Here is a 24,022-nt window from a genome sequence, read left to right as displayed (position 1 = left end):
TTTCTGCTATTTCCATGGATTTGGTAAATGGAACTGGTGACTTGCTTCAAATAGATAGCCGATTTGAAGCAGCAAATCTTCTCTTCCTCTGGCGGACATAAATTGAATCCCGAGAGGCATGTTTTCTTTTGTCAAATGAGTAGGCAAGCTGATTGCTGGTTGTCCAGTCAGATTAGCCAATTGTGTATAAGGTGTGATCTTCAAGCTTTCCTCAAACATAGAAGAAACAACTTCTAAAGCTTGTACTTCAGAACAATCATGGATGTGTTCCATCTGTGCTCTTATCGTATCACTTTGCAAATCTTCGCTGATTTTAGGGGCAGTAAATGCAGTCGTTGGTGAAAGGAATAAATCATATTCTTGATGCAAGTGTTCCATGACAATTGCTGCTTCATCCCATACATGCAGAGAATCAATGTAAGTAGCGGCAGAAAGTTTCTGACCATATTGGAACAAAGTCCAAGAGATCGGCTCAAGTTCTTCTTTTCTGACAGTTCGCTGGATGCCTGCTTCAATCGAGTGGATCATTGCTGCTGTCTCTGCGCCATTCATCTGATAATAAGACCTAATCAGTTTACGACCATCTAGTGGGTAAGGAATCTCCGTCAAATCATGTCCTTCTTTTTCAAGGAAATCTACAGCTTTTTTTACAGCAAGTACTGCCTCTTCACTAATCTGTGAGTGGATCGGTGAATCAACACAAAAAGCTATCTTCAAATGTTTTTTTCTTGGATGTGTTTGCCACTCAACTGGCGATACTTGATATGGCGCACCGGAATGGATGCTTCTCATCCCATAAAATAAAGCCTCCGTGTCTCTCATAGAAACCGTCAAACCGAAATCAATAGCAGCTCCTTGCCATCCTCGCCAAGCATATGGACCAACTGGCATCGTCCCTCGCGAAGGTTTCAGCCCGATCAATCCGCAAAACGAAGCGGGTATTCTAATAGAACCACCACCGTCACTAGCGCCAGCTAAAGGAACGATTCCCGCTGAAACTGCAGCAGCAGCGCCTCCACTTGATCCGCCAGGTGTACATTCAAGGTTCCAGGGGTTTCTTGCTGGGCCATAGATGACGGGGTCTGTAATATTTTTGAAACCAAACTCTGGCGCATTGGTTTGTCCAAAAGGAACTAGCCCTATCGCTTCTGCTTGCTGTACATAATTGGATGTATGAGAAGCTCGATGTGTTTCAAATAAACGAGATCCTGAAGTAGCTAGCCACCCCTTTTTTTCTTGACCGAGCATTTTTAAAGGGAATGGAATACCTGCCAATGGTCCTTTTTCTGACTGGGGAATCAATCGTTCAGTGGAACTATTCTCGAATGGTTCAAGTGCAACAAACGCATTCAATTCATGATTTTGTTTTTTTATTTTTTTCTGTACATCCTCAGCTAATTCTTGAAAACTAAATTCTTTTTCTTTAAGTCCTTTCGCTAATTCTGTTGCATCTTTCATAGTATCCTCCTTTTTGCCCCTGTTATTTTCCCACAAGTTCGTCTAACATACAATGAGTACGCTTGCACATGAATGAACAGACGAGTGTTTTTTATAAAAAAAGACGAAGATCAATCATGACCTTCGTCTTTTTGCTATGAAATGTTGCGTAATTTGCCTTTAAATTCGTCAATTGACGTATATCCTTTTTCTGACATAATCTGCGTTAATTCTTTTATGATTCTAGAAAAAATTTCCGGCCTTTCTTTATGAAGCTCGGTACCAATCTGTAACATGCTTGCGCCACATAGCAGATGTTCAAATGCATCTTGTCCTGTCCGAATCCCACCTGTACCAATGATTTGGATTTCTGGTTTCAAACGCGTATAAAAAGCGCGGACATTTGCTAAAGCAGTCGGCTTGATATACTCTCCCCCAATGCCGCCGAACCCTTCTTTTGGTTTGATGACCACTGCTTCTTTGTCTGTATCGATATACAACCCGTTACCCACACTGTTGATAGCATTGACATATGTCAACGGGAACTGATTCAAGATATCTGCCATCTGATCAAAATGAGCAAAATCAAAATAAGGAGGCAATTTGATCCCTAACGGCTTAGAAAAGATGCTGAATACTTCTTTCAATGTTTCATAAGTGGCCTCAAAATCGTAAGCTAGTTGTGGTTTACCAGGCACATTTGGACAAGATAAATTTAGTTCAGTAATCCCCTTGAATCCACTTTTTTCTATTTCCCCAAGCATTTCCAAGTTTTCTTGGACACTCATCCCGGCGATCGAAAAAAATAATGGTTGATTTGGTTTTTTCTGCGCTTTTTCATACGCAAGAGCATACTCTAGATAATAAGAAAAGCCTAAGTTTGGAAGCCCCATAGAATTGATACTGCCTAAAGGAACATCAAAATAACGTGGTTCGGGATTTCCTTTTCGTTCATTGATTGTACAGCTCTTAGTGATAAATGCTCCTGCTTCTGAATGAGCCAGCTCGTCTAATTCCTGGGTAGTCATGCAGTGTACACCAGATGCATTCATAAAAGGGTTAGCAAAGGTATGATTGGCAAAGGTCGTTTCTAAACTCAAGTAAATCGCTCCTTCAAACAAGTTATTTTATCTAGTGTATCATGACTAAAAGAAAAATCAACTCTTGTTTTTCAACGTATTTCTTAATCACCCTGTTCGGTTGATAGCACTTCCCCTGTTTCACTATTAATCTTGACTGATGTACTTTGATTACCATTTTTTACTTTGACTTCCCAATAAGTAGTACCTAGATCTTTATCCAGATCCCAATCTGTTGCTGTACCGCTTCCTACTTTATCGACAGCAATCTTTGCTGCTTCCTCAATTGTAATTAATTTATCAACAGCTAGACCATCTTCTTTTTTCTTTTGACCATTTTGATCCTCTCGATCTAGCGTTTCTGGATTCTCTGTTTCCATTTTTTCATTCTGAGCATCAATTCTTGCTTCATATTCTTTTTGATCATCGACACCTTCTATCTTGTAGAAGTAAGATCCCCAATCACTATCTAGTTCCAAACTAGTAATAGCAGTATCTGGATACTTATCTTTAAACAATTCAATCGCACGAGCTGCAGACACTTTGATAGCTGACTGGCCCATTGCCTCGCTCGAATTCTTTGTTTGGCTAGACGAAGATGTACTTGCGTTTGTTGAGGATTCCGATACCTGAGAAGAGCGTTGTTCACTACTTGAAGATGTATTCCCAGATGTTCCTTGATTGGTGTTTGATTGACAAGCAGCTAAAAACAAAGCCGCAAATAAACTAGTATAAATAACAGTTTTCTTCATTGATTTTATCTCCTTTATTATAAAATAGTATTCTATACAAGTATAACGAAGAAAAAATTTTCTGTCATGTTTAAAAATTAAAGAACAACGTTATTATTATGAAAATAAAAAAGAAGCTAAGCTTTAGAGACAACCCTAGAAGTTAGACTAAAATCTCACTTCGGGAGCATCATAAAACTTAGCTTTCATTTATTAAATAATTAAATAGCTTTTAAACTGCCTTTTTATATCAATTATGCACGATGCATTGGGATATCATTATTTCCAGGTTGAACAAGCAAATATTGAATTACATCGATATTGCTTGACTCAAATGACGCTGCACAAGCTTGTAAATATAGATCCCACATTCGATAGAAGGAATCACCCATTTCTTTCGTGACTTGATCTTGGACTTGATGGAAATTTTTTGTCCAATGCTCTAATGTCAATTGATAGTCACGACGCAAACTTTCTAAATCGATCAATTGCAAATCGTTTTTTGTAATATTATCAACTAATTCAGTAACCCCAGGAACATAACCGCCAGGGAAAATATATTTATTGATCCAAGCATTTGTCGCACCGCCTTGTTGTCGACTGATTCCATGGATCAAAGCTGTTCCTTTTGGTTTCAATAAATCTTTTACGACTTTGAAATAACCTTCAAGATTTTCAGAACCTACATGTTCGAACATACCTACACTTGTGATATGATCAAACGTTTCGCCTTTTAGTTCACGGTAATCCATTAATAATACACGGCATTTATCTTCTAAATGTTCTTCTTTGATTTTTTTTGTGATCAAATCGTATTGTTCTTCACTTAGAGTAATCCCAGTTGCTTTGACGTTATATTCTTTGGCAGCAGTGAACATCAATGTTCCCCAGCCGCAACCGATATCAAGCAACGTTTCGCCTTCTTTGATAAAGAGTTTGTCTAAAATATGATGGACTTTATTGATTTGTGCTTGTTCCAACGTATCTTCAGGTGTGTTGAAATAGGCACAAGAATAAGTCAAAGTTGGGTCTAGCCAAAGTTTATAAAAGTCGTTACCTAAGTCATAATGCGCATGGATATCTTCTTTGTTTTTTTGTTTTGTATGTTTTTCTTTCTTTGGCAGCCATTTTAGATAATCTTTTCCTCGTAAAAAGCTGTTTGATTGCTGATAAGCATCGTTGATTAATGCTTGGATACTTCCCTCGATCTCGATTCGATGATCCATATAGGCTTCTCCTAGTGCCAAAGAAGCGTTGCTTGTAATCTCTTTCATTGGGATTTCTTCATGGATATTGATTTTGATTTGGGGAGGAGTGTCCGTATCTCCGTATTGTTTCGTTGTACCGTCCCAATAATTTACTTCGACAGGGAGCGAGAAAGAACGTGAAAATAATTGGTTGTATAAAGTTTTCTCTAACATGATTTTCCTCCTTAAAAAAACTACCCTATTACGTTAATACTAAAAAAGAAAAGAATCAACTAAGAAGTTTAATTTTTTCAGAAATTTTTCAAAAACTACTTTATTTTTCATTTTTTTCACATTCATTGTCGCACAAATCACTTAAACTTGTCATTCGACACGCTTATCTTTGAATTTTGTCTTAGCAAAAACCCATAAAAGCAGCAAGACAGTTATCATTGTTTGGACACTTAGCATCAAGATAAAGTCAAAGTGGATAAACCCTACAACTGCTGCTACCATGGATCCTATCCCCATCACATTCAGCATCAAATTTGCACTCTCTTTGAATGTATGAATGGATGAGAGTTGGCTTTTTCTTGTCATCCACAAGAAAAAGGAAGCACCGAATAAAATGAGACTCGTCATGATAAATAGGACAAGACCAAGACTTAAACTATAAGATAAAATGATTGTTGGACGATTACTGGCATAAAATTCTCTTTCTAAAAATCGTTGGAAATCTTCCGGCGTACGTACAGAATCCGGTTGGAAAGATGGACTATAATTCATCGTATAGCGGCGTATACCAGATTTATCCTTTTGTTGGATCACCCATTGTTCCTTCTCAAAATCAATAAAAGTTCCATGATCGGATTGTTGTTTCTCAGATAAAGACACACCTACCAAAATTTCAGGGGTCACAGCTATCGTTTGTTGCGATGATTGTAACCCAGTTTCAGATAATTCAAGTTCAGAAAATTTTTTGGTTCCTTGTTCATCGATCAACGAATGAACGGATAGAAATTGTTCTAATGGAATCCCTTGGATCTGATTGGCATAAAAAAGAGTCACAGGCATGACCATCAAGGAAACTAAAAATACAAATATCAAGAAAAATTTGGGCCATGATAATAGTTTGCGTCCCGCAAACACTTGAGTTGGCGTACGTAAAGTGGAAAAATAATTTAACGGAAATGTTTGCATGATCCTCTGCTCCTATCCTTTTGTCCCGCCAGATGTCAGGCCGGTTACAAAGTTCTTTTGTAAAAAGAAGAATAATAGACAAATCGGTAAAGCAATCAAAATTGCTCCAGCAGCAAAGAGGGAGACCCTTTGATTTGTCACGTCAGAAATAAATGTTTGCAGGCCGACAGCAACAGTCTGATTTTCAGGTGTTCGGAGCAGGAACTTCGCTAGCATGAAGTCGCCAAAAGGTCCCATGAATGCCCATAATGCTTGAACGGCGAGCATTGGTTTGACAAGAGGTAATACAATCTGGAAAAAAATCCTGAAATGCCCTGCCCCATCAAGTTTAGCAGATTCATCTAAATCTATTGGTACTGTGTCAAAGTATCCTTTCATCAGCCAAGTATTCATTGGAATCCCACCGCCTATATAAATCATCGTCAAGAACCAATACTTATCTAGTGCCTCTAATAAGAAAGCCATGACATAAAAGGCAGTCAATGCTGCCATAGTCGGTACCATCTGAATCACTAAAAAGAACATCAAACTTGATTTGCGGCCGATAAAACGATAACGGCTATACGTATAACCAGCTAAAGTTACTACAGTTACTTGTACGATCATCGTTAGGACAGAGATGATTAACGTATTTTTATACCACGTCCCGTAAAGTGTTTCACTGAACAGCCGCGTGAAATTCCCTAAAGTCCAGTCGCTTGAAAAATCCAAACTGAAAGCCGCAATGTTTCCTGACTTGAAGGCAGTACTTGCTGTGATCAAAAGTGGATAGATAATAATGACTGATAACAGTAAAAGAAAAAAGTAAGTAAAAAAGTGAGAAAGCCGTTTTTGGAATCGTGCACTCGAATGAAATTTTTTCATTGTTTAATCCCCCATATTGAACGCATTTGTCTTTTTGAACACTAGCAAAGATACGCAGATAACAATGATGGAGATAATCAACGTAATGGCTGAAGCCATAGAATACTGTGGAGAAGTTCCAGTCGTAAGTTTATAAATCCATGAAATCAGGATATCTGTAGAACCAGCTCCTCCACCCACGCTTCCGGGCCCTCCATTGTTAAATAGGTAGATCATAGAAAAATTATTGAAATTCCCAGTATATTGGGTAATAAACGTTGGTGCCGCAACTAGAAATACAGCTGGCAGTGTGATATTTGAGAAACGTTGCCAAGCATTTGCTCCATCGATTTTTGCTGCTTCATACAAATCTTCAGAAATCGACTGTAAAATCCCTGTAACCATTACATAGATATAGGGAAATCCTAACCATCCTTGAACTAAGATGATTGCCACTTTAGTCCAGTTCGGGTCCGTTTTCCAAGAGATTGCACTGATATCTACAAATGGAAGCTGGTTTATGAAAGGAATAACTTGAGTATTGATGGCACCTACGCTATCGTTGAATATATTCGAAAAACTCATGATAGTAATAAACGCTGGGACCGCCCACGGTAATAAGAAAATGATACCGAAAATACGTTTAAATTTAATAAATTTTTGGTGAGCAACAACCGCTGTGAGAATACCAAGGGTGATTTGTAAAGTTGTTGCACATAACGTCCAGATTACGGTCCATGAAAAGACTGCAAAAAAAGTATTGCGATATGAACTCAAGAAGAAGATGCTAAAAAAGTTTTTAGCCCCTACCCAATCAATCAAACTGGCTGGTGGAATATGATTAAAGTCATAATTGGTAAATGCAGTAAATAATGTGACTAAGACTGGGAAAATGATGGTAAAAATCATGAGAAGATACGCGGGAAGTGTCAATAGATAAGGAAAACCTTCATCACCTATATTATGTATGACTTCCTTCATCGTTCGATTGATTTTTTTCCCTTCTTTACGCATCCTTGCTACTCGATAGGCGTCTAGAAGATTCAAAGCGTAAAAAATCAAGAAAATGATTGTAATGATGAATTGCAAAGTGCCTTCAATCAAAATAAATAATGAATGATCTTCCATTGGTATACTTCCCAAAGTAACCAATCCTATCAATGCATGAAATCCGCCCAAGAACATCTGACCAATGAATAGGACGAATATTGCGAAAAAAACGATACCTTTAAAAGTTTGGCCATTTACAAACTGCCCCATACCCGGAATAAGTGAACAAAGCGTGATTTTTTTTTCGTTGATCTGGCTTGTTTTATCTTGCTGCATCTGAATGCCCCCTCTAAACTTGCTAAACCGCAAACTACTTTTAAGATAATGGCAACAAGAACAAGATAATTTTCCATCTCGCTCTTGCCACCTCTATCTGAAGCACCTGTTCCATTTTTTTATAAAAATGGACGGTTATCATTTTAATCAGTATTTTTGTTCTATGGCTTCACTGATTGTTTTCACTGCTTCATCTGCGGATTCTTTTGGTGTTTTTGAACCTGATGCTGCATCGAACATCAAGTTTTCTGCACCTGTCCAAACTTCACCCATTTCTGGGATGTTTGGCATTGCTTGAGCTGTTTCATATTGTTCGATCACAGCTGTTGTTAATTCATCGTTTTTAGCCTTGGCTGTTTCCCGAGCTTGTTGATTTGCAGGGATTTCATTTACCATTTCAAAGAATTTCTCTTGATTCTCCTGATTCGTTACATAATCGAGCCATTTTTGAGAGAGATCTTTATTTTTAGCATAATTGCTGACTACCCATCCTTTTCCTCCGCCAAATGGTTGATAAGGCTGTCCATTGTTTAGAGTAGGAATTTTTGCAACACCATAATTGATATTGTTTTCTTTGTATGTTTGCGCTTGCCATGGGCCGTCAATAATTGCTGCAGTTTTGTTGGACATGAATTGCTGGCTGGCGAAGTCTCCTGCACTTTTTATGTCTTGCATTCCCTTAGGCCAAACATTTTGGAACCAATCTGTTGCATAAGAAATTCCTTCTACAGCACCTGCATTATTCAAACCGATATCAGAAGGATCTGTACCATCATCACCGAATACATAGCCACCGTAACCTGCAATCAAACCATAAGAATAATAAAAGTCAGTCCATTTAGCTAAAAATCCTGTATTTTTTCCTGCTTCTGACTCAAAAGCAAAACGACTGTCTTTGGATAGATTTTCCAAATCTTTAAACGTCGCTGGTGCTGTATCGACTAAATCTTTGTTATAGTACAAAACAAGGGTCTCGATTACTGCAGGTTCTCCATAGATTTTTCCATCATAAGTCACTTGGGCTTTGTCTGTTTCATCGTAAGCTGATTCATTTCCCAGTTTTACTTCCGCCAGATGTCCTTGCTGTCCTAACGCACCGATCCGGTCATATGCTGCCATCATAACGTCAGGTCCCTTTCCAGCAGGCCCATCTAACGCTAATGATTCTAACTGATCGAACATGTCCTTTTCTACCAGCTTGATCTTCACATCGTTTTCTTTTTCGAATGTATCTTTTATTTCGTTTATATAATCTTTATATCCAGAATCAACGGAGACTGTTAACGTTTTCCCTTCTTCCGCTTCCCCTTCTGCTGAAGAATTACCATTGCCACAAGCCGCTAATCCGCCTAAGATTCCTAAAGAGACTAACCCTAAACCTAACTTTTTCGCGCTTCTTTTTTTCATCTTCATTTCCTCCTGTGTATTCAACGTGCTGTTACACCACTATTATAATGGGCACAAATCTTTATTTGCAAACGCTTTCTTTCTGTTACCGGTAACAGTTTTCAACACATAATCAAAAATCCGTATTGCTGTATCTCTGCTTTCCCATCTTCTAATAACTGACAATTTTGACTAAGAATAACCTCATTTTCCTGTTCTACTATCCAAGGTTCTGCTGACTGATTGAAGTAAATATGGATAATCTGCCCCTCTAGTTCACGTACAAAATAGAGCTTATCTTCACGATCATTTACTATTAACCATTGGGTAGCCCCTTCAGAAAGAATCTTAGACAACTGTTTCCTAAGAGAAACGAGTTCTTTTATAAAACCAAACAGTTCTAGATCTTGTTTTTCTTTTTCCCAGACCATACATTTTCGACAATCCGGGTCTTCTCCACCAGTCATCCCTACTTCTGTCCCATAATAGATACATGGAGATCCTTTTTGAAGAAACATAAAAGTCATCACAGATTTCATCAATTCCTTGTTCCCATTACAAAGAGTTAAGATCCTTGCAGTATCATGAGAATCTAATAAGTTAAATGTCCCTTCGTTCACCTGATCTCTGTAAAGCATTTGCTGATGATTCATTCCACTGACCATTTGCGAAGCTGTAATTTTCTTTTTTGCAAAATAATCTTTAATTGAATCTGTAAATGCGTAATTCATTACTGCGTGGAATTCATCCCCTTGCAGCCAGGCCTGTGAGGAATGCCAGATCTCTCCCAGGATATAGATATCAGGTTTGATGACTGTAACTTCTTCTCTAAATTTTTTCCAAAAATGATGATCCACTTCATTAGCAACATCTAGTCGCCATCCATCAATATCGAATTCTTTTATCCAATAGGTGGCAATATCTAATAAATATTTTTGAACCTCTGGATTTGCTGTATTTAGTTTGGGCATGAATGGAGTAAAAGCAAAAGTATCATATGGGATATTTTCAGCAGTTTCTGGCACATCAGTCATCTGATAGGAATCTACTGGGAAAAAGCGGATATGGAACCAGTCTTTATAGATTGATTTTTCTCCGTTTTCGAGTACATCTTGCCATTGGGGCGAATGGATTCCCATATGATTGAATACAGCATCAAACATGATACGTATCCCTCTTTTATGTGCTTCATCAATTAAATTTTTTAAAAGTTTTTTATCTCCAAACGCGGGATCGACTTCATAATAGTCGATCGTGTCGTACTTGTGATTGGATGTAGCTTTAAATATGGGACAAAAGTATATTCCGTTGATACCCAGGTCTGTCAAATAATCCAGATGATCCATCACACCTTGTAAATCCCCGCCAAAGAAATCTTCACGATCTGGATCTTTGCTTCCCCAAGCCAAAGTATGATCGGGATCATTTGCTTTATCCCCATTTGCAAATCTTTCAGGAAAAATTTGATACCATACTGTTTCTTTCACCCATTCTGGTACAACGAAGCGATCAATTTGATGGAAATAAGGCATTCGAAAATAAAAATTTGGTTCAACAATCACATTTTTTCGATAAGGAAAAACACCTTGATCACCATAGAAACAATCCGTGCTGTCTTCTCCAATAACATGGAACGCATATTGTAATCGTCTTGTTTCACTTGTCAATTCAACTTCCCAATAATCATGAACATTTGTACTTAAACACTTTTTAATTGGTCGTTCTTTTTGATACCATTTTTCAGTTGTTATGGTATACGGATCTCCGCTTAACACATATACTTTTTTGATATCATTCTTCCGAGTACGAAGCCGGATACGGAATTTTGTATTCGTATATAGAAATGCATATTCACTTTCCGGTCGATGATAAATTGCAGCTGTGTCCATTGATTTCCTCCTTGCGATTTAATATTACGTCCTCACTATAAGTGATAGAGATAGAAAAGACAACGTTTTCAAAAATGTTATCGGTAACAGTTTTTTTGGCACTTTTCTATTACTTTTTAAGCGAATTCAACAGATAGATTCAAAAACTTTTAAAAGTTTTTGAATCTATTTTCTACCTATTTCGAGTTCTATAATTATCTTAGTTTATCTGTTTCTCTGCTCTCTATATTCGATCTTCCTAATCGAAAAAGTTTTTTAAGAGTTTTTGTTTGATCGAGTGATTTCAGATAAGATGAGTTTCCTAAATTAGCCAAGCCTAATTTTTTTATTAAACGAAGTTAACTTATAGTGAAAAATAAGTTATAATAAGATAAGAATACTATTAATCAACTAAAGGAAGTGGATAAATGAAAGAAACAAGACAATATATATGGACATATGCCAAAATTATTTTTGCCCTCTTTATATTAGGAGTCGCTATAAATATGTTTTTAGGGCCTCATCATATCGCTGCTGGTGGTGTCAGCGGACTAGGAATATTACTGGAAGCTGCTTTCGGTTTTGACCGTGCTATAGTCATTTTAGTATTGAATATCGCTATGTTAGTGCTAGCTCTTCTGTTTTTAGGTAAAAAACCTTTTTTCAAAGTGCTTTTTGGAAGCTTAGTTTTTCCTTTGATCATCGCGGTAGTACCAGAGATGATGATTACTTCAGATCGGTTGTTATCTGTCATTTTTGGAAGTGCGATTTTTGCTTTAGGAGTGGCCATCTTATATAAAAATAACTCTTCCAGTGGTGGCACGACGATCCCTCCCCTCATTTTTAAAAAATATTTCCACTTGAACACTTCGATCGGCCTGTTTCTTACAGATGCTTTCGTCGTTTCTCTCAATCTGTTTGTTTTTGGAATAGAAGAATTTCTTTACGCTATCTTATCTATTGCAATCACTTCAATCGTCATGACCTATATCGAAACAGGGATCAATCGGAAGAAATCCGTCATGGTTATGAGCGAACATTCTTTGGAAGACATTCGCCTTCGCTTAAGTGCTGAAATCGGACGCGGGCTTACCTTGCTGGAGGCAAAAGGCGGCTATAACCGAAAGTCAAAAGAAGTGTTATTGATCGTTGTGACCGATCATGAATTCTCTCGAATGAAACCTCTGATAGAAGAAATTGATCCAAGCGCCTTTGTCATTGTCAACAGCGTAGCAGAAGTAATGGGACGCGGATTTACTTATCATCCAATCGAATGAGTTGGTAAGTAATCAACCCTATTATTTTGAATGCGTTTTCTTTAACTGGTATAATAATAGAAGAAGTAAGTAAATGTTCGATTGAAAAAGAGAGGAGAATTTTATGCATAAAGGAACAGAAATCGATTTTGTATTAAATGATAGTTTGAAAGCTCTAAAACTTTATCAAACGATCTTTGATGAAATAGAACTGATTGAGGCAACAGAGTATCCTAGAGGCAATAATGAAGTCATTTTTTCCTTGTATGGCACGCGGTTCCATATGCTGGATGACAATCCGCCCATTGGTCTGACTGCCCCTACTGCTGAACATCCAAATACGATCTGGTTCAATATCATCGTCTCTGACATTAAGGACACACATAATAAAGCATTACGAAATGGCTGTGTAGAGATCCAAGAAATGACAGAAATGATGGACTTTGGTGTGACCAATTCGATGTTCAGGGATCCTTTTGGTTATTTATGGATGCTTCATCAGGTTCATCGTGAAGTAAGTTTTGAAGAAAGAAAACAACTTTTTGAAAAATATATGTAAAGTTTATGATGGGATTAGTTCTTGTCACTGATATTTTTTTGTAAATATTCTTATTAGAGGAAGCAAGTTTGTTCCATGTGCTTTCTCTTTTTTCTTGAATAATCAATTTCTTTGCTTTTTATAATTAAATTGTGTACAATCTAATTGCATCAAATATAATAAAAGGTGGTAATCTTATGAAAAAAATGTATTCTACAAAAATGATCAACACAGGCGGACGTTCTGGAGAAGTCCATAATCCTGATCACACATTCGAATTAAATATTGCAGCTCCTGGTAAACGTGTTGAAAACGCAACAAATCCTGAACAATTGTTTGCAGCTGGTTTCAGTGCCTGTTTCAACAGTGCATTGGAGTTGATTAAACAACAAAAAAATATTTCTGGCGCTTCTACTGTCAGCGCACAAGTTTCTCTTTATTCCGAAAGTGAAATGAGCTTTGTCTTAGGCGTAGAGATTGAAGGATCTATCGAAGGCCTTTCTCTAGAAGAAACCCAAGAATTATTAGAAGCTGCACATAAAGTGTGCCCTTATTCAAAAGCGACAGCTGGAAATATCGAAGTTACTCTGAAAGCTGTTAGTGAATAGACTTTTTTGTGTAAATCCGCTATGATACACTATAGTGAAACAGCGGAGGTGGAAAAATGGAAGATCTATATTTAGCTAATCAAGTATGTTTTCCTTTATATGCCGCCTCTAAGGAGATCATCAGGCACTACACTCCCCTTCTCAAACCGCTGGATCTTACCTATACCCAGTATCTTGTGATGCTAGTTTTATGGGAAAAGAAAAAGACTACAGTGAAAGAGCTAGGAAATGATTTGTGTCTGGATTCTGGTACGCTAACCCCCTTACTGAAGAAGTTAGCAGAAAAAAATTATATCAAGCGTCAGCGTGAAACGGATGACGAAAGAATCGTAAATGTTACGCTCACTTCTCAAGGAGTTGCGTTGCAAAAACAAGCAGAAGGTATTCCACAAAAGATCAAGTCTTATCTTCCGCTTGAACAGGAAGAATTGGATACACTGCAACATCTGACCCGAAAAATGCTAGATAATTTTCATCAAGACCAGAAAAAGGGCTGAAACTGCTAGATGAACGATTTTATGAGGAAAACCAACTCATAAGATAACGTCATTTAGCGGTTTTTCTTTTTGCTCTTTCCCTTTCTTATTTTCGTATTCCATCATATAATGAATAACGTGTTTATTTTTGTTATTTGGAGGTTGTCAAATTGTCCGTTTATCAGCGTTTTTTGGCGAATGAAAAAATACGCCGCCTCACTGTTTTATTATCTGTCATTTTTGTACTTTTCTTAGTAAGAAGTATGATTACAACCATTTTACTCACATTTATCTTTACTTACTTGATGATCCACCTTGTTCAAATCATTCAGCGATTTGTCCGAATCCCTACAGGTATTTTAGCCATCATGATTTATACATTGATCGTTTATCTTATCTATCTGGCATTCACAAAGTATATCCCGATGCTTATTCATCAAACATTCGATATGATCCAATCTGTTATTGATTTTTACGAGCATCAACCAAAAGATGCAGATCCAGTTTTACAGTACATCCACAATTATATCGAGCGGAACGATTTCTTTGAACAGCTTCAAAATGGCGCGTCAATTGCGCTTGGCTATTTACAAGATATAGGAAAACTGGCAGTGGCGTTCGCTATGTCGTTCATCTTAAGTTTCTTTTTTATGATTGAAAAGCAAAAAACGATTTTTTTCTCACGGTTATTTCTAAAAAGTGAGTTTTCTTGGTTCTTTCAAGATCTATATTATTTCGCCGATAAGTTTGTCAATACATTTGGTTTAGTATTAGAAGCTCAATTTATTATTGCTCTTTTAAACACCCTGCTCACAACTATTGCCTTGGCCGCATTTGGCTTTCACCAACTGCTGAGCTTAGCAATTATGATATTCATTCTAAGTCTGATCCCAGTAGCAGGCGTTATTATTTCTTGTATTCCTCTATCTTTCATTGCTTATTCACAAGGAGGAATCAGAGATGTTGTTTACATCCTGATGACGATTTTGGTTGTACATCTGATCGAATCTTATGTACTGAACCCAAAATTAATGTCTAGCAAAACAGACTTGCCGATTTTTTATACATTCGTGGTCTTGCTTGTTAGTGAACGATTCTTTGGCGTTTGGGGATTGATTGTCGGCATTCCGATCTTCACCTTCTTTTTAGATGTGCTGAAAGTGAAAAAGATTCCGAATCATTCACCAAGAGAAACAGATCTCCTTTAAATTAAAAATGAAGAAAGATAAAAATTAGAACGACCCTAAATATCAGATTTAGAATCTGCTATTCAGGGTCGTTTTATTAATATTACTTTTTCGTTTGTAAAAATGTGTTCTCCGACATTCTTCAAATGTCAGTGTCATCTATTTTGTTTAAATCTTTTTACAGAAAACATCATTGTTATGCCTAATAGAATGATTCCGCTCCACAGTATGACTTTATTTTGTGCTTCTCCAGATTTTGGCAGCTGTTTATTTTTCGTATCAGGACTAGCAAGGATTGTATCTTTGCTACTTTTTAAAGTCTCAGCTGGGTGAGGGTTATCAAATCGTTGTGTTTGTGTATTCTGCTTCTCTTTATTTATTTGTTGAATGGTTGTATCTATTTTTTGACTCTCTTTCTTTTCATCCTTTTGGGTGCTTATCTCTTTTGCCGTTATATTTGTTTCAGGTGTTTTTTCTGGCATTTCTGGGGACACATCTGGCTTTTCTTCAGGAACCCTATTTGGTGGTTCTGGAGTCACATCTGGTTTCTCTGGATTCTCGGTTTCATTATCTGTGCCTGGTTTTTCTTCGGGAGTTGTTTCAGGTTTTGATTCATTGTCTGGCTCCGGCTTCATTTCTGTATCAGGCTCTTCACCAGATTCTATTTCCGGTTGCTGTTCTCCGTCTGGATTTTCTGTAGGCGGTATATCAGGCTTGTTTTCATTTTCTGGTTTATCCGTTGGTTCCCCAACAAGATCTCCTCCTCCTGAGTCGATTGCTGAATCTTGCTCAACTGTCTGCCGTTGACTATACGGCGTCAAATAATGAAGATCGTTCGGTAAGCCATCTGCTACTTTGACAGTAAACAGTGCTGGTTTTAGCAAGTCCTGATTTAATGTGACGGTGAAAGTAAATGTTGCTTGCTTGTGTTGGATAGACAAAGTATTCTCGTCGTAACTGATCAATAAAGCAGGGTCAACATTCTCAAATGTAACAGCTGATTGTCGTATCGGTGCTAAGTCTCCCGAATAATCAACTGTTGCTTTGATGGTCGCTGTTTGTCCTTTTTTCAATTTTGTGACACCTGAATTGAAGGAAGAAAATTCATCTTGGAAAGTAATTCGATTAACATTGGCCCATTTGGTTTCTGCCCAATTTGCTGTTCCTATCTCCTCTGTATGCACTGTCTGATTTATAGTAAGCGATAAGCTTAAGGCTGTAAATGTTGAGATTAAGATGGTTGGATATCTCATAACTCTCTCACTCCTTGATTTTTTTGTATGCAAGAAATAAGATAGTAGAGATTGTGCCTATATGTTTACTGTCTTTTTGTCTAGATTCATGAAAAAAACAGTAATATTTTCAAGTTTTAACAATTTAAGTAAAAAGGAGCGCCCTTCATGCAAACCCAAGAAGCGATAAAAACGTATCTTTTAAAGAAAAAAAGCAATACAAAATTAGATATTTTTCTTTTCCTGTCTGAACATCGTTTCTTTATTACTACACAATATTTAGCAGATCATTTCCATATGTCTGAATCAAATTTTCTATTATACATCAAAGAATTAGAACAAGATTTTGAGCGTCTAAATCTAACAGAATTGCATATTGATAAACAAAAACCTTTTTTGAAGTTGAATTTTGAAGGAATTGATCCGGCTTATTGCTACTATCGTCTATTTGGAAGGTACTGCAACGAATCGGTCAGTTATGAGATCTTGACTTCTTAGTTCAGTTGTCAGACAAATTCGATTATCAGTTTAAGTCAGCAAACGAACTATAGTGCCTCTTATCTGTATACGAAAATGAAAAAAATCAATGCATTTTTAGCATTGTATGGTTTGTCTGTCTCCTTTTCTAATAATGGAAGAAAGTCCTTTTCTGGAAAAGAAGTACAAATCCAATATGCAGCATTAGATATTTATTGGAATATCTTTTCAAGTACTGCTACAGATTTTTATGATGAAGAACCACAGGTAGTTGCTTTTATGATGAATACTTTTTTTAAAAAAGAGGTACTTGACCGACTGAATAGCGGTATGATGGATAAATTATATTTGCTGTTGAAAATATGTAAAGAGAATTTTCCGGCTACTTCTGTGAAAGGTGTGCAAAGAGAGTTTGAGGAGTATGAATATATTGACTTTTTTATTGATCCCTCTGTCGATATTTTGCGTCCCAATCTGCCAATTTGTCGCGAACAACGCATCCTAGTGAATATTTTAGCTCGGCTCTCTATCACGAAAATCGAATCAGAAAAAACAAGTTTGGAGCAATACGAACTTTTAAGAAAAGCAAATGTTCCTCATGTTCTTTATTCAAGAAAAATGGTGGAATCCTTTTGTACTGTATTTGATTTGTTTATGCCTGAAAAAGAAAAGATTCTTTACTCGTTGGCGTTCGCACGAAATAAACTTTATAATGGATTTCTTAACTTCAATCAACCAAATACGCCCCTTCCTACTTTTATGCTTTATCAAGAGCATAACGTATTGAAAGAAATCCAAACAGCTATTGAACGATTTTACATGGATTTCAGAGAACAAAATCAACATATGCTGCCAGATATTTTAGAAAAAGAAAATGTGCTATGGATGGTCGAAGATCTAGTACATTTATATGATCGTTACAAAAAACAACCGCTGATCGTGATTGGTGTGAACTATACGCGTGATTTTTATATCAGTAAAGATTTGATTGTTAAGATAGAACAAATTTTTTCAAATGAATCGATCAAAATACAAAACGATTTTATGGAGAACTGTAACATCGTTATCAGTGACTGCCCTTTGAAACAGTTGCCTTCCCACATCAAAAAATATATATTTTAAAGGGAATCATCACACCAGAAGATTGGAAAAAAGTGATTATGAGGATTTCAGAATATATTTTTGAATTAAAAGAAGAGGCTCTTATGAACCAATCGGAAAAAGAAAATCAAGATAACCTCTAGTTCCTAGACCAAAGAAGTGACATAAATCCGTATACTGTTGAAAAGCATACGGATTTATGTCACAAAAATTTGAATATCTTTTTCTTTTACATAATAAAATTATAAATTATTTACTGGTTTTCTTTACGTTCGTTTCCTTTTTCAATTGCTTCCCATAATCCATTTAGATATACCGCACCTAATGCTCGATCATATAAGCCATATCCTGGTCTTCCTGTCTCATTCCAAATCATTCTGCCATGATCAGGGCGGATGTATCCGTCAAATCCGTTGTCATACATTGTTTTTAGTATACGGTACATGTCTAATGAACCGTATTCTGATTTATGCGGTGCCTCATAGAAATCTCGATTATCTAAAAACTTGATATTTCGAACGTGAGCAAATGGGATCCGGTCTCTTTGGCAAAATTCTGCTAAAATTTCATACACATCATTTTCTGGATCTTCTGCAATACTTCCTGTACAAAGAGTGATTCCGTTAGAAGGACTGTCTACTACTCGGCACAACCAATCTAGGTCTTCTCGATTCTTTACGATTCGAGGTAATCCAAAAATCGAGTACGGCGGGTCATCTGGGTGTACAGCCATTTTGACCCCTACCTCTTCACATGTCGGGATGATTGATTGAAGAAAATAAGCAAAATTTTCTCGAAGTTTTTCTTCGTCTATTGATGCATACGCTTCAAGCAAAGATTTGATATGAGCTAAGCGTTCAGGTTCCCACCCCGGCAACTCGAATTCATTGCTGGACTGTTCGATGCGTTCGACGATTTCTTTTGGATCAGCTGGAATATCAGCGGATATAAAAGCTAACGTAGATGAGCCATCTTCTAAGCGGTAATCAAGATCAGATTTGACCCAATCAAATACAGGCATAAAATTATAGCAGATGACTTCTATTCCATATTCTGCCAAGTTTCGAATCGTCTGCTTATAGTTTTCGATATACTGCTCACGGGATGGTAAACCAATTTTAATGGCATCATGCACATTGACGCTTTCGATAACCTTTAGTGTCACTCCACGAGACTCAATTTCTTCTTTTAATTCTTTGATCCGTTCCCTAGGCCACACTTCTCCTACTGGTATATCCATCAATGTGCCTACAATACCTTTGACTGCAGGTATTTGTCTGATTTCATCTAAAGCAATCTTTTCCTCTTGTGAACCGTACCATCTAAAAGTCATTTCCATTATAAAGTTCTTCCATGTTCTTGTAAGTAATTCTGTAATGTTTTTCGTACGGCATTGGGTCCTGCCAACATTTTGATGAACATTCCTTCTATTTTTCTGCCAATCTCAGCTTGATAAAGATCTACACCAAAAATTTCTTTATTTGACAAAATAGGAACAATTTTCTCTTGGATATGTGAGGTATCTTGCGTACCCAATTGAATATCAGAAAGCCTGTGCTGAAGTTCCACCAGCAAAGGATCTGGACTCGGTGTGAATGGTTTTCCTTGATCATCAAGGCCAATAAGGTATCGAAGCCAAGCAGCGAGAATCAATGGGATGAACACAAGAGTCTGCGGGTCCTTATTTTCTATTTCCATATATTTTTTAATCGTCTCACCGTAACGAATCGCCACCTTTTGAGAGGTATCCGTGGCGATTCGCTGAGGCATGTCAGGAATATTTGGATTAGAAAATCGCACAGTGACTACTTCTTCAAGAAAGGTCTTTGGATCAATGATTCCAGGCGATTCTACGACTGGAGGACCTTCATTGTACCCGATTTCAGAAACTAACAGTGACAAATCTGGATCTTTCATCTCTTCAGCTATACTCCTATAACCCAGTAAACAACCCATAATAGCTAAAGCCGTATGCAAAGGATTAAGACAAGTCGTCACTTTCATCGTATCTGCTTTATCTACCGTTGCACGATCAGTCAAGAACACTCCAGCTTTTTCGAATCTCGGACGTCCGTTTGGAAAATGATCTTCCATGATTAAATAATGGATATCTTCTGTATTGACGAATGGCGCAATATTGGTTCCCTTTGCGGTTTGCAAGATCGACATATTTAAAAAGCCTTCTTCTGCCAACATTCTGCTAACTGATATGGAAGGATTCGGAGTGATACGATCAATCATTGTCCATGGAAACGCAACGATTTCTTCATTCGATAAGTATTGGATAAATGTTTCTGGTACATAACCTTCCTTTTGCCATTCTTTTGCGATCGCTAGCAACGAAGTACGTAATTGACTGCCGTTTTGTGAAAAATTATCTGTAGAGACAAGTGCAATCGGCCAAGCTCCCGATAAAAACCGTCTATAAAGTAGTGCAGCAAGAATACTCATCGTATGTGATGGCTTTTTCGGACCATTTTTTATATCAACTGCAATCGGTCCTATATATTTATTACTTGTATCTTTCAATCGATAACCTTTTTCAGTAATAGCAAAAGTAACTAATTGTAAACTCGGATTTTCAAAGTGACCAATCATCTTAGCAAAGTGTTCCGAACAATCTGGATGACAATACAGACTGTCAGCTGTCGCAGCTAATACACGTTTGATAAATTTTCCACTGCTTGGCATGACCACTTCAAGAACCAAATCATCAAAAACTAGGTAAGCCTTTTCAATTATTTCTTCATCGAATGTTTCACAAACAATGACACCAGTGGGCAATTCGCCTTGATCCGCTAAACATTGAGCGATTTCTGCATGAAATCCTCGATAAAGATTTCCGCCACCAAAATGGATCCAGACAGGATTTCTTTGTCCAGTTTCTCTTAATGATGCACGGTCAAAATGAGGTATTTCTACTTCTTTTTGAGATAATTCAGGAATAAAGTTCTCCCAGTTGTTTAAATCAATCATTTTTCCCCTCCTAAACTAACATATCAGTTTTTGTCTTCAAATGAATTTTATGCAATAAAAACCGCTATGTCAATCAAAATTTTACTATTTGTACAAATCTACGAGTTAAAGTGACATATCAGATTGTTTTTCAGATCTCTTCTGTTATACTACGTTCATAGAAATGATTTTGGAGGTATAAAAATGAAAAGTAGCTTGCAATCTCAAGCTTACCAAGCGATTCGTAAACAAATCATCTATGCGGACCTAGAACCTGGAAGAAAAATATCTGAAAAAGCGCTGGAGGAACATCTTTCTATCGGCCGGACCCCCATTCGCGAAGCATTGATTCAACTACGTCAGCAAGAACTCGTGTACACAGTTCCTCAAAGTGGTACGTATGTTTCAAGAATCAATCTCTATTCTGCAGAAAATGCTCGATTTGTTCGAGAACAATTAGAACAGCAAATCATGATTGAATGCTGTTCTAAATTGGACCATCAAACACGAATAGTGTTAGAAACGATTTTAAAAGAACAAGAAAAAGCAGCCCAAATAAAGGATGAACGTGCGTTTTTTCGTGCAGATAATTTATTTCATGAAGCTTGTTTCGAAATTGCCGGCAGAAAAGAAGTTTGGAACTGGTTAGATGACCACAATACCCATTTAGAACGTTTTCGTTGGTTAAGAGTGACCATACAAGGGCTTCCATGGGAAACGATCATGGAACAACATGAAGATTTATTCAGAGCATTAGTCGATAAAAAACCAGAAGAAGCTCGTTTTCAAACGGGATTGCACTTGCACATGATGCTGAAAGAACAAGAAACTGTCACTCAACGTTATCCTGAGTATTTCAAGTAGTTGTATTTTCTTATGCCTCTTCCATTTTATAATTAACCAGCGTTTTTGAGTAATCTTTATTAAATAACAAAATATTCATTGACTTTCTAACTCCAACTAAATTACAATCATTATAAATAAATAATTATTATTGGAGGTTTTACTATGTCATTGATTGGGAAAAAAATCGAAGAATTTAACGTTCAAGCTTATCATCAAGGAGAATTTTTAGAAATTAGCGAGAAAGACCTTATGGGGAATTGGAGCATCCTATGTTTCTACCCAGCAGATTTCACTTTTGTTTGCCCCACTGAACTAGAAGACTTACAAGAACAATACAGCACCTTGAAATCTTTGGGTGTTGAAGTCTTTTCTTGCTCTACAGATACCCATTTTACTCACAAAGCATGGCATGATACATCAGATGCTATCGGTAAAATCGAATACACGATGATTGGCGATCCTTCGCATCGGATTTCTCGTATTTTTGATGTGTTGGATGAAGAACAAGGATTAGCTCAACGAGGAACATTTATTATTGATCCAGACGGCATCGTTCAAGCTATGGAAATCAATGCAGATGGAATTGGCCGTGATGCTAGTGCACTGATTGATAAGATACGGGCTGCTCAATATGTACGTACCCACCCAGGTGAAGTTTGTCCGGCAAAATGGAAAGAAAGTGGCGAAACATTGAAACCAAGTTTTGATCTTGTTGGAAAAATTTAGGTGGTCGACATGTTAGATAAAGAAACTAAACAAAACCTCGAACAATATTTAGCACTGATTGAATCTCCTATTGTTTTTTCTGTTAGTTTGGATACTAGTGAAAATAGTCAAAAATTAGCAGAATTTACGAAGGAAATATCAGAAATGTCTCCTAAAATCTCTTGGGAAAAAAAAGAGTTGATGCGGACACCTAGTTTTTCTATCAGCCCTCTTGGCAAAGAAAGTGGAATTATTTTTGCTGGTATCCCCCTCGGTCATGAATTTGCTTCTTTTTTACTAGCACTGTTACAAATTAGTGGACGGGCACCAAAAATCAGTGAGTCTTTGAGTCTCAAAATCAAACAAATCAAACAAAAGCTGCATTTTGACAGTTATGTTAGCTTGACTTGTCACAATTGCCCGGACGTTGTACAGGCATTGAATATATTAGCTGTATTAAATCCAAATATTACTCATACGATGATTGAAGGCGGTATGTTCCAAAAAGAAATTGATGATAAACAAATCATGGCAGTGCCAACAGTGTTTTTAAATGGTGAAGAATTTAGTAGCGGACGCATGACGATCGAACAAATCGTTGAAAAAATCACTGGTCCTTTGGTTGAAGAAGAATTATTTGAAAAAAAACCTTATGATGTATTAGTGGTCGGTGGCGGACCAGCAGCTAGTAGTGCAGCTATCTATGCAGCACGTAAAGGAATCCGCACAGGGATTGTTGCTGACTCCTTCGGTGGACAAGTCGTTGAAACACTGGGAATTGAAAACATGATTGGTACCCTTTACACAGAAGGGCCAAAATTAATGCAGCAAGTAGAAAATCATGTGCGTAGTTACCCTATCGATATTATGATCAATCAAGAGGCTGTTTCCTTAAATAAAGAGCAAGATTTTATCAATATCGGCTTGGCTAACGGTATATCACTTCAAGCAAAAACTGCAATTATTGCGACAGGTGCGCACTGGCGTTCTATCAATGTACCGGGCGAAAAAGAGTTTAAAAATAAAGGAATTGCTTATTGTCCACACTGTGACGGTCCTCTATTTAAAGGAAAAGAGATTGCTGTTATCGGCGGTGGTAATTCTGGTGTTGAAGCAGCAATTGATTTGGCTGGGTTAGCAAAACATGTATATGTTCTAGAATTCTTACCAGAATTAAAAGCAGATCAAATCTTACAGGATAAACTAGTCTCTCTTGCGAATGTCACTGTTATCAAACATGCAGCGACGAAAGAAATCAGCGGTACGAATCAGGTAGAATCTCTCTCCTATATCGATCGCCGTACGATGGAGATGCATACACTAGCTGTTTCAGGAGTATTCATTCTAGTCGGCTTACTCCCTAATACGGATTGGCTAGATGGAACGATCGAAATGAATCCAAGAAATGAAATAGTGACCGAGAAAAATGGCGCAACGAATATCCCCGGCGTTTTCGCAGCTGGTGATTGTACAGATAGTCCATACAAACAAATCATCGTTTCAATGGGTTCAGGAGCTACTGCAGCTTTAGGAGCATTCGATTATCTGATGCGCACTTGAACTATAAAGATTGTACAAAAGACA

General features: G+C 37.2%; 20 protein-coding genes and 1 pseudogene. 9 read left to right on the top strand and 12 right to left on the bottom strand.

Annotated elements, in window-relative coordinates; genetic code table 11:
- Nucleotides 1-6: 6 nt before the first annotated feature.
- The 9 genes from HMPREF2961_RS08740 to HMPREF2961_RS08700 form a co-directional block, all read right to left on the bottom strand.
- Nucleotides 7-1,458: an amidase gene (locus tag HMPREF2961_RS08740; protein ID WP_002314992.1), complete on the bottom strand. Its 1,452-nt coding sequence runs from the start codon at nt 1,456-1,458 to the stop codon at nt 7-9.
- A 134-nt stretch (nt 1,459-1,592) separates the two neighbouring features.
- A complete protein-coding gene (locus tag HMPREF2961_RS08735) occupies nt 1,593-2,537 on the bottom strand; it encodes a dihydroorotate oxidase (RefSeq protein WP_002314991.1) in 945 nt (314 codons plus the stop codon).
- Nucleotides 2,538-2,620: 83 nt separating this feature from the next.
- Nucleotides 2,621-3,268, bottom strand: a complete 648-nt coding sequence (locus HMPREF2961_RS08730) for a PepSY domain-containing protein (RefSeq protein WP_025477248.1) — start codon at nt 3,266-3,268, stop codon at nt 2,621-2,623.
- 233 nt (nt 3,269-3,501) lie between these two features.
- Nucleotides 3,502-4,668, bottom strand: coding sequence for a class I SAM-dependent methyltransferase (locus HMPREF2961_RS08725; RefSeq protein ID WP_002314989.1), 1,167 nt, complete (start codon nt 4,666-4,668; stop codon nt 3,502-3,504).
- Between the two features lie 150 nt (nt 4,669-4,818).
- Entirely contained in the window at nt 4,819-5,634 is an 816-nt protein-coding gene (locus HMPREF2961_RS08720; protein ID WP_002309215.1) for a maltodextrose utilization protein MalA, read from the bottom strand.
- 12 nt (nt 5,635-5,646) lie between these two features.
- Nucleotides 5,647-6,498, bottom strand: coding sequence for a sugar ABC transporter permease (locus tag HMPREF2961_RS08715; protein WP_002290731.1), 852 nt, complete (start codon nt 6,496-6,498; stop codon nt 5,647-5,649).
- A 3-nt stretch (nt 6,499-6,501) separates the two neighbouring features.
- The gene (locus HMPREF2961_RS08710) at nt 6,502-7,803 is read right to left on the bottom strand and encodes a carbohydrate ABC transporter permease (protein WP_002290728.1); all 1,302 of its coding nucleotides are present in this window, start codon (nt 7,801-7,803) and stop codon (nt 6,502-6,504) included.
- A 147-nt stretch (nt 7,804-7,950) separates the two neighbouring features.
- Complete coding sequence (locus HMPREF2961_RS08705; RefSeq protein WP_002306680.1) at nt 7,951-9,210, bottom strand: extracellular solute-binding protein; 1,260 nt, start codon at nt 9,208-9,210, stop codon at nt 7,951-7,953.
- 101 nt (nt 9,211-9,311) lie between these two features.
- Nucleotides 9,312-11,078: a glycoside hydrolase family 13 protein gene (locus HMPREF2961_RS08700; RefSeq protein WP_002314987.1), complete on the bottom strand. Its 1,767-nt coding sequence runs from the start codon at nt 11,076-11,078 to the stop codon at nt 9,312-9,314.
- Nucleotides 11,079-11,485: 407 nt separating this feature from the next.
- Between HMPREF2961_RS08700 and HMPREF2961_RS08695 the strand changes: the two genes are divergently transcribed.
- The 5 genes from HMPREF2961_RS08695 (at nt 11,486) to HMPREF2961_RS08675 (ending at nt 15,143) form a co-directional block, all read left to right on the top strand.
- Nucleotides 11,486-12,334, top strand: coding sequence for a YitT family protein (locus tag HMPREF2961_RS08695; RefSeq protein ID WP_002314986.1), 849 nt, complete (start codon nt 11,486-11,488; stop codon nt 12,332-12,334).
- A gap of 103 nt (nt 12,335-12,437) precedes the next feature.
- Complete coding sequence (locus HMPREF2961_RS08690; RefSeq protein ID WP_002314985.1) at nt 12,438-12,872, top strand: VOC family protein; 435 nt, start codon at nt 12,438-12,440, stop codon at nt 12,870-12,872.
- A gap of 176 nt (nt 12,873-13,048) precedes the next feature.
- A complete protein-coding gene (locus tag HMPREF2961_RS08685; RefSeq protein WP_002290719.1) occupies nt 13,049-13,459 on the top strand; it encodes an organic hydroperoxide resistance protein in 411 nt (136 codons plus the stop codon).
- A gap of 56 nt (nt 13,460-13,515) precedes the next feature.
- Nucleotides 13,516-13,956 (top strand): MarR family winged helix-turn-helix transcriptional regulator, encoded by a 441-nt coding sequence (locus HMPREF2961_RS08680; RefSeq protein ID WP_002290718.1) that lies wholly within the window; start codon nt 13,516-13,518, stop codon nt 13,954-13,956.
- 149 nt (nt 13,957-14,105) lie between these two features.
- Nucleotides 14,106-15,143, top strand: a complete 1,038-nt coding sequence (locus HMPREF2961_RS08675) for an AI-2E family transporter (protein ID WP_002319949.1) — start codon at nt 14,106-14,108, stop codon at nt 15,141-15,143.
- Nucleotides 15,144-15,277: 134 nt separating this feature from the next.
- On the opposite strand, the gene HMPREF2961_RS08670 is transcribed toward HMPREF2961_RS08675, so the two are convergent.
- Nucleotides 15,278-16,375, bottom strand: a complete 1,098-nt coding sequence (locus tag HMPREF2961_RS08670) for an LPXTG cell wall anchor domain-containing protein (RefSeq protein ID WP_002319950.1) — start codon at nt 16,373-16,375, stop codon at nt 15,278-15,280.
- 147 nt (nt 16,376-16,522) lie between these two features.
- Here HMPREF2961_RS08670 and HMPREF2961_RS08660 point away from each other — a divergent pair.
- A pseudogene (locus HMPREF2961_RS08660) lies at nt 16,523-18,075 on the top strand (helix-turn-helix domain-containing protein).
- A 110-nt stretch (nt 18,076-18,185) separates the two neighbouring features.
- Here the strand turns inward: HMPREF2961_RS08660 and uxuA are convergent.
- Nucleotides 18,186-19,271 (bottom strand): mannonate dehydratase, encoded by a 1,086-nt coding sequence (uxuA, locus tag HMPREF2961_RS08655; protein ID WP_070704582.1) that lies wholly within the window; start codon nt 19,269-19,271, stop codon nt 18,186-18,188.
- Nucleotides 19,271-20,908 carry a mannitol dehydrogenase family protein gene (locus HMPREF2961_RS08650; protein ID WP_070704577.1) on the bottom strand — a complete coding sequence of 546 codons (1,638 nt, stop codon included), beginning with the start codon at nt 20,906-20,908 and terminating at the stop codon, nt 19,271-19,273. Before HMPREF2961_RS08650 ends, uxuA begins: the two co-directional genes overlap by 1 nt.
- Before the next feature lie 183 nt (nt 20,909-21,091).
- On the opposite strand from HMPREF2961_RS08650, the gene HMPREF2961_RS08645 reads away from it, so the two are divergent.
- The 3 genes from HMPREF2961_RS08645 (at nt 21,092) to ahpF (ending at nt 23,998) form a co-directional block, all read left to right on the top strand.
- Nucleotides 21,092-21,751 carry a GntR family transcriptional regulator gene (locus HMPREF2961_RS08645; protein WP_002316279.1) on the top strand — a complete coding sequence of 220 codons (660 nt, stop codon included), beginning with the start codon at nt 21,092-21,094 and terminating at the stop codon, nt 21,749-21,751.
- Nucleotides 21,752-21,895: 144 nt separating this feature from the next.
- Nucleotides 21,896-22,459 carry an alkyl hydroperoxide reductase subunit C gene (gene ahpC, locus HMPREF2961_RS08640; protein ID WP_002314981.1) on the top strand — a complete coding sequence of 188 codons (564 nt, stop codon included), beginning with the start codon at nt 21,896-21,898 and terminating at the stop codon, nt 22,457-22,459.
- A 9-nt stretch (nt 22,460-22,468) separates the two neighbouring features.
- Nucleotides 22,469-23,998, top strand: coding sequence for an alkyl hydroperoxide reductase subunit F (gene ahpF / locus HMPREF2961_RS08635; protein ID WP_070704574.1), 1,530 nt, complete (start codon nt 22,469-22,471; stop codon nt 23,996-23,998).
- The last annotated feature ends 24 nt before the right edge of the window (nt 23,999-24,022 follow it).

The organism is Enterococcus sp. HMSC076E04, assembly GCF_001814285.1.
Classification (GTDB): Bacteria; Bacillota; Bacilli; order Lactobacillales; family Enterococcaceae; genus Enterococcus_B; species Enterococcus_B lactis.
This window is presented reverse-complemented; position numbering and strand designations above follow the sequence as displayed.

Excerpts from the sequence above, each read along its gene's own strand:
- HMPREF2961_RS08685 (WP_002290719.1), top strand. The coding sequence starts at position 13,049 with ATGAAAAAAATGTATTCTACAAAAATGATCAACACAGGCGGACGTTCT.
- HMPREF2961_RS08730 (WP_025477248.1), bottom strand. The coding sequence starts at position 3,268 with ATGAAGAAAACTGTTATTTATACTAGTTTATTTGCGGCTTTGTTTTTA.
- HMPREF2961_RS08710 (WP_002290728.1), bottom strand. The coding sequence starts at position 7,803 with ATGCAGCAAGATAAAACAAGCCAGATCAACGAAAAAAAAATCACGCTT.
- uxuA (WP_070704582.1), bottom strand. The coding sequence starts at position 19,271 with ATGGAAATGACTTTTAGATGGTACGGTTCACAAGAGGAAAAGATTGCT.
- HMPREF2961_RS08670 (WP_002319950.1), bottom strand. The coding sequence starts at position 16,375 with ATGAGATATCCAACCATCTTAATCTCAACATTTACAGCCTTAAGCTTA.
- HMPREF2961_RS08725 (WP_002314989.1), bottom strand. The coding sequence starts at position 4,668 with ATGTTAGAGAAAACTTTATACAACCAATTATTTTCACGTTCTTTCTCG.
- HMPREF2961_RS08705 (WP_002306680.1), bottom strand. The coding sequence starts at position 9,210 with ATGAAAAAAAGAAGCGCGAAAAAGTTAGGTTTAGGGTTAGTCTCTTTA.
- HMPREF2961_RS08700 (WP_002314987.1), bottom strand. The coding sequence starts at position 11,078 with ATGGACACAGCTGCAATTTATCATCGACCGGAAAGTGAATATGCATTT.
- HMPREF2961_RS08740 (WP_002314992.1), bottom strand. The coding sequence starts at position 1,458 with ATGAAAGATGCAACAGAATTAGCGAAAGGACTTAAAGAAAAAGAATTT.
- HMPREF2961_RS08690 (WP_002314985.1), top strand. The coding sequence starts at position 12,438 with ATGCATAAAGGAACAGAAATCGATTTTGTATTAAATGATAGTTTGAAA.
- HMPREF2961_RS08680 (WP_002290718.1), top strand. The coding sequence starts at position 13,516 with ATGGAAGATCTATATTTAGCTAATCAAGTATGTTTTCCTTTATATGCC.
- HMPREF2961_RS08645 (WP_002316279.1), top strand. The coding sequence starts at position 21,092 with ATGAAAAGTAGCTTGCAATCTCAAGCTTACCAAGCGATTCGTAAACAA.
- ahpF (WP_070704574.1), top strand. The coding sequence starts at position 22,469 with ATGTTAGATAAAGAAACTAAACAAAACCTCGAACAATATTTAGCACTG.
- ahpC (WP_002314981.1), top strand. The coding sequence starts at position 21,896 with ATGTCATTGATTGGGAAAAAAATCGAAGAATTTAACGTTCAAGCTTAT.
- HMPREF2961_RS08720 (WP_002309215.1), bottom strand. The coding sequence starts at position 5,634 with ATGCAAACATTTCCGTTAAATTATTTTTCCACTTTACGTACGCCAACT.
- HMPREF2961_RS08695 (WP_002314986.1), top strand. The coding sequence starts at position 11,486 with ATGAAAGAAACAAGACAATATATATGGACATATGCCAAAATTATTTTT.
- HMPREF2961_RS08715 (WP_002290731.1), bottom strand. The coding sequence starts at position 6,498 with ATGAAAAAATTTCATTCGAGTGCACGATTCCAAAAACGGCTTTCTCAC.
- HMPREF2961_RS08650 (WP_070704577.1), bottom strand. The coding sequence starts at position 20,908 with ATGATTGATTTAAACAACTGGGAGAACTTTATTCCTGAATTATCTCAA.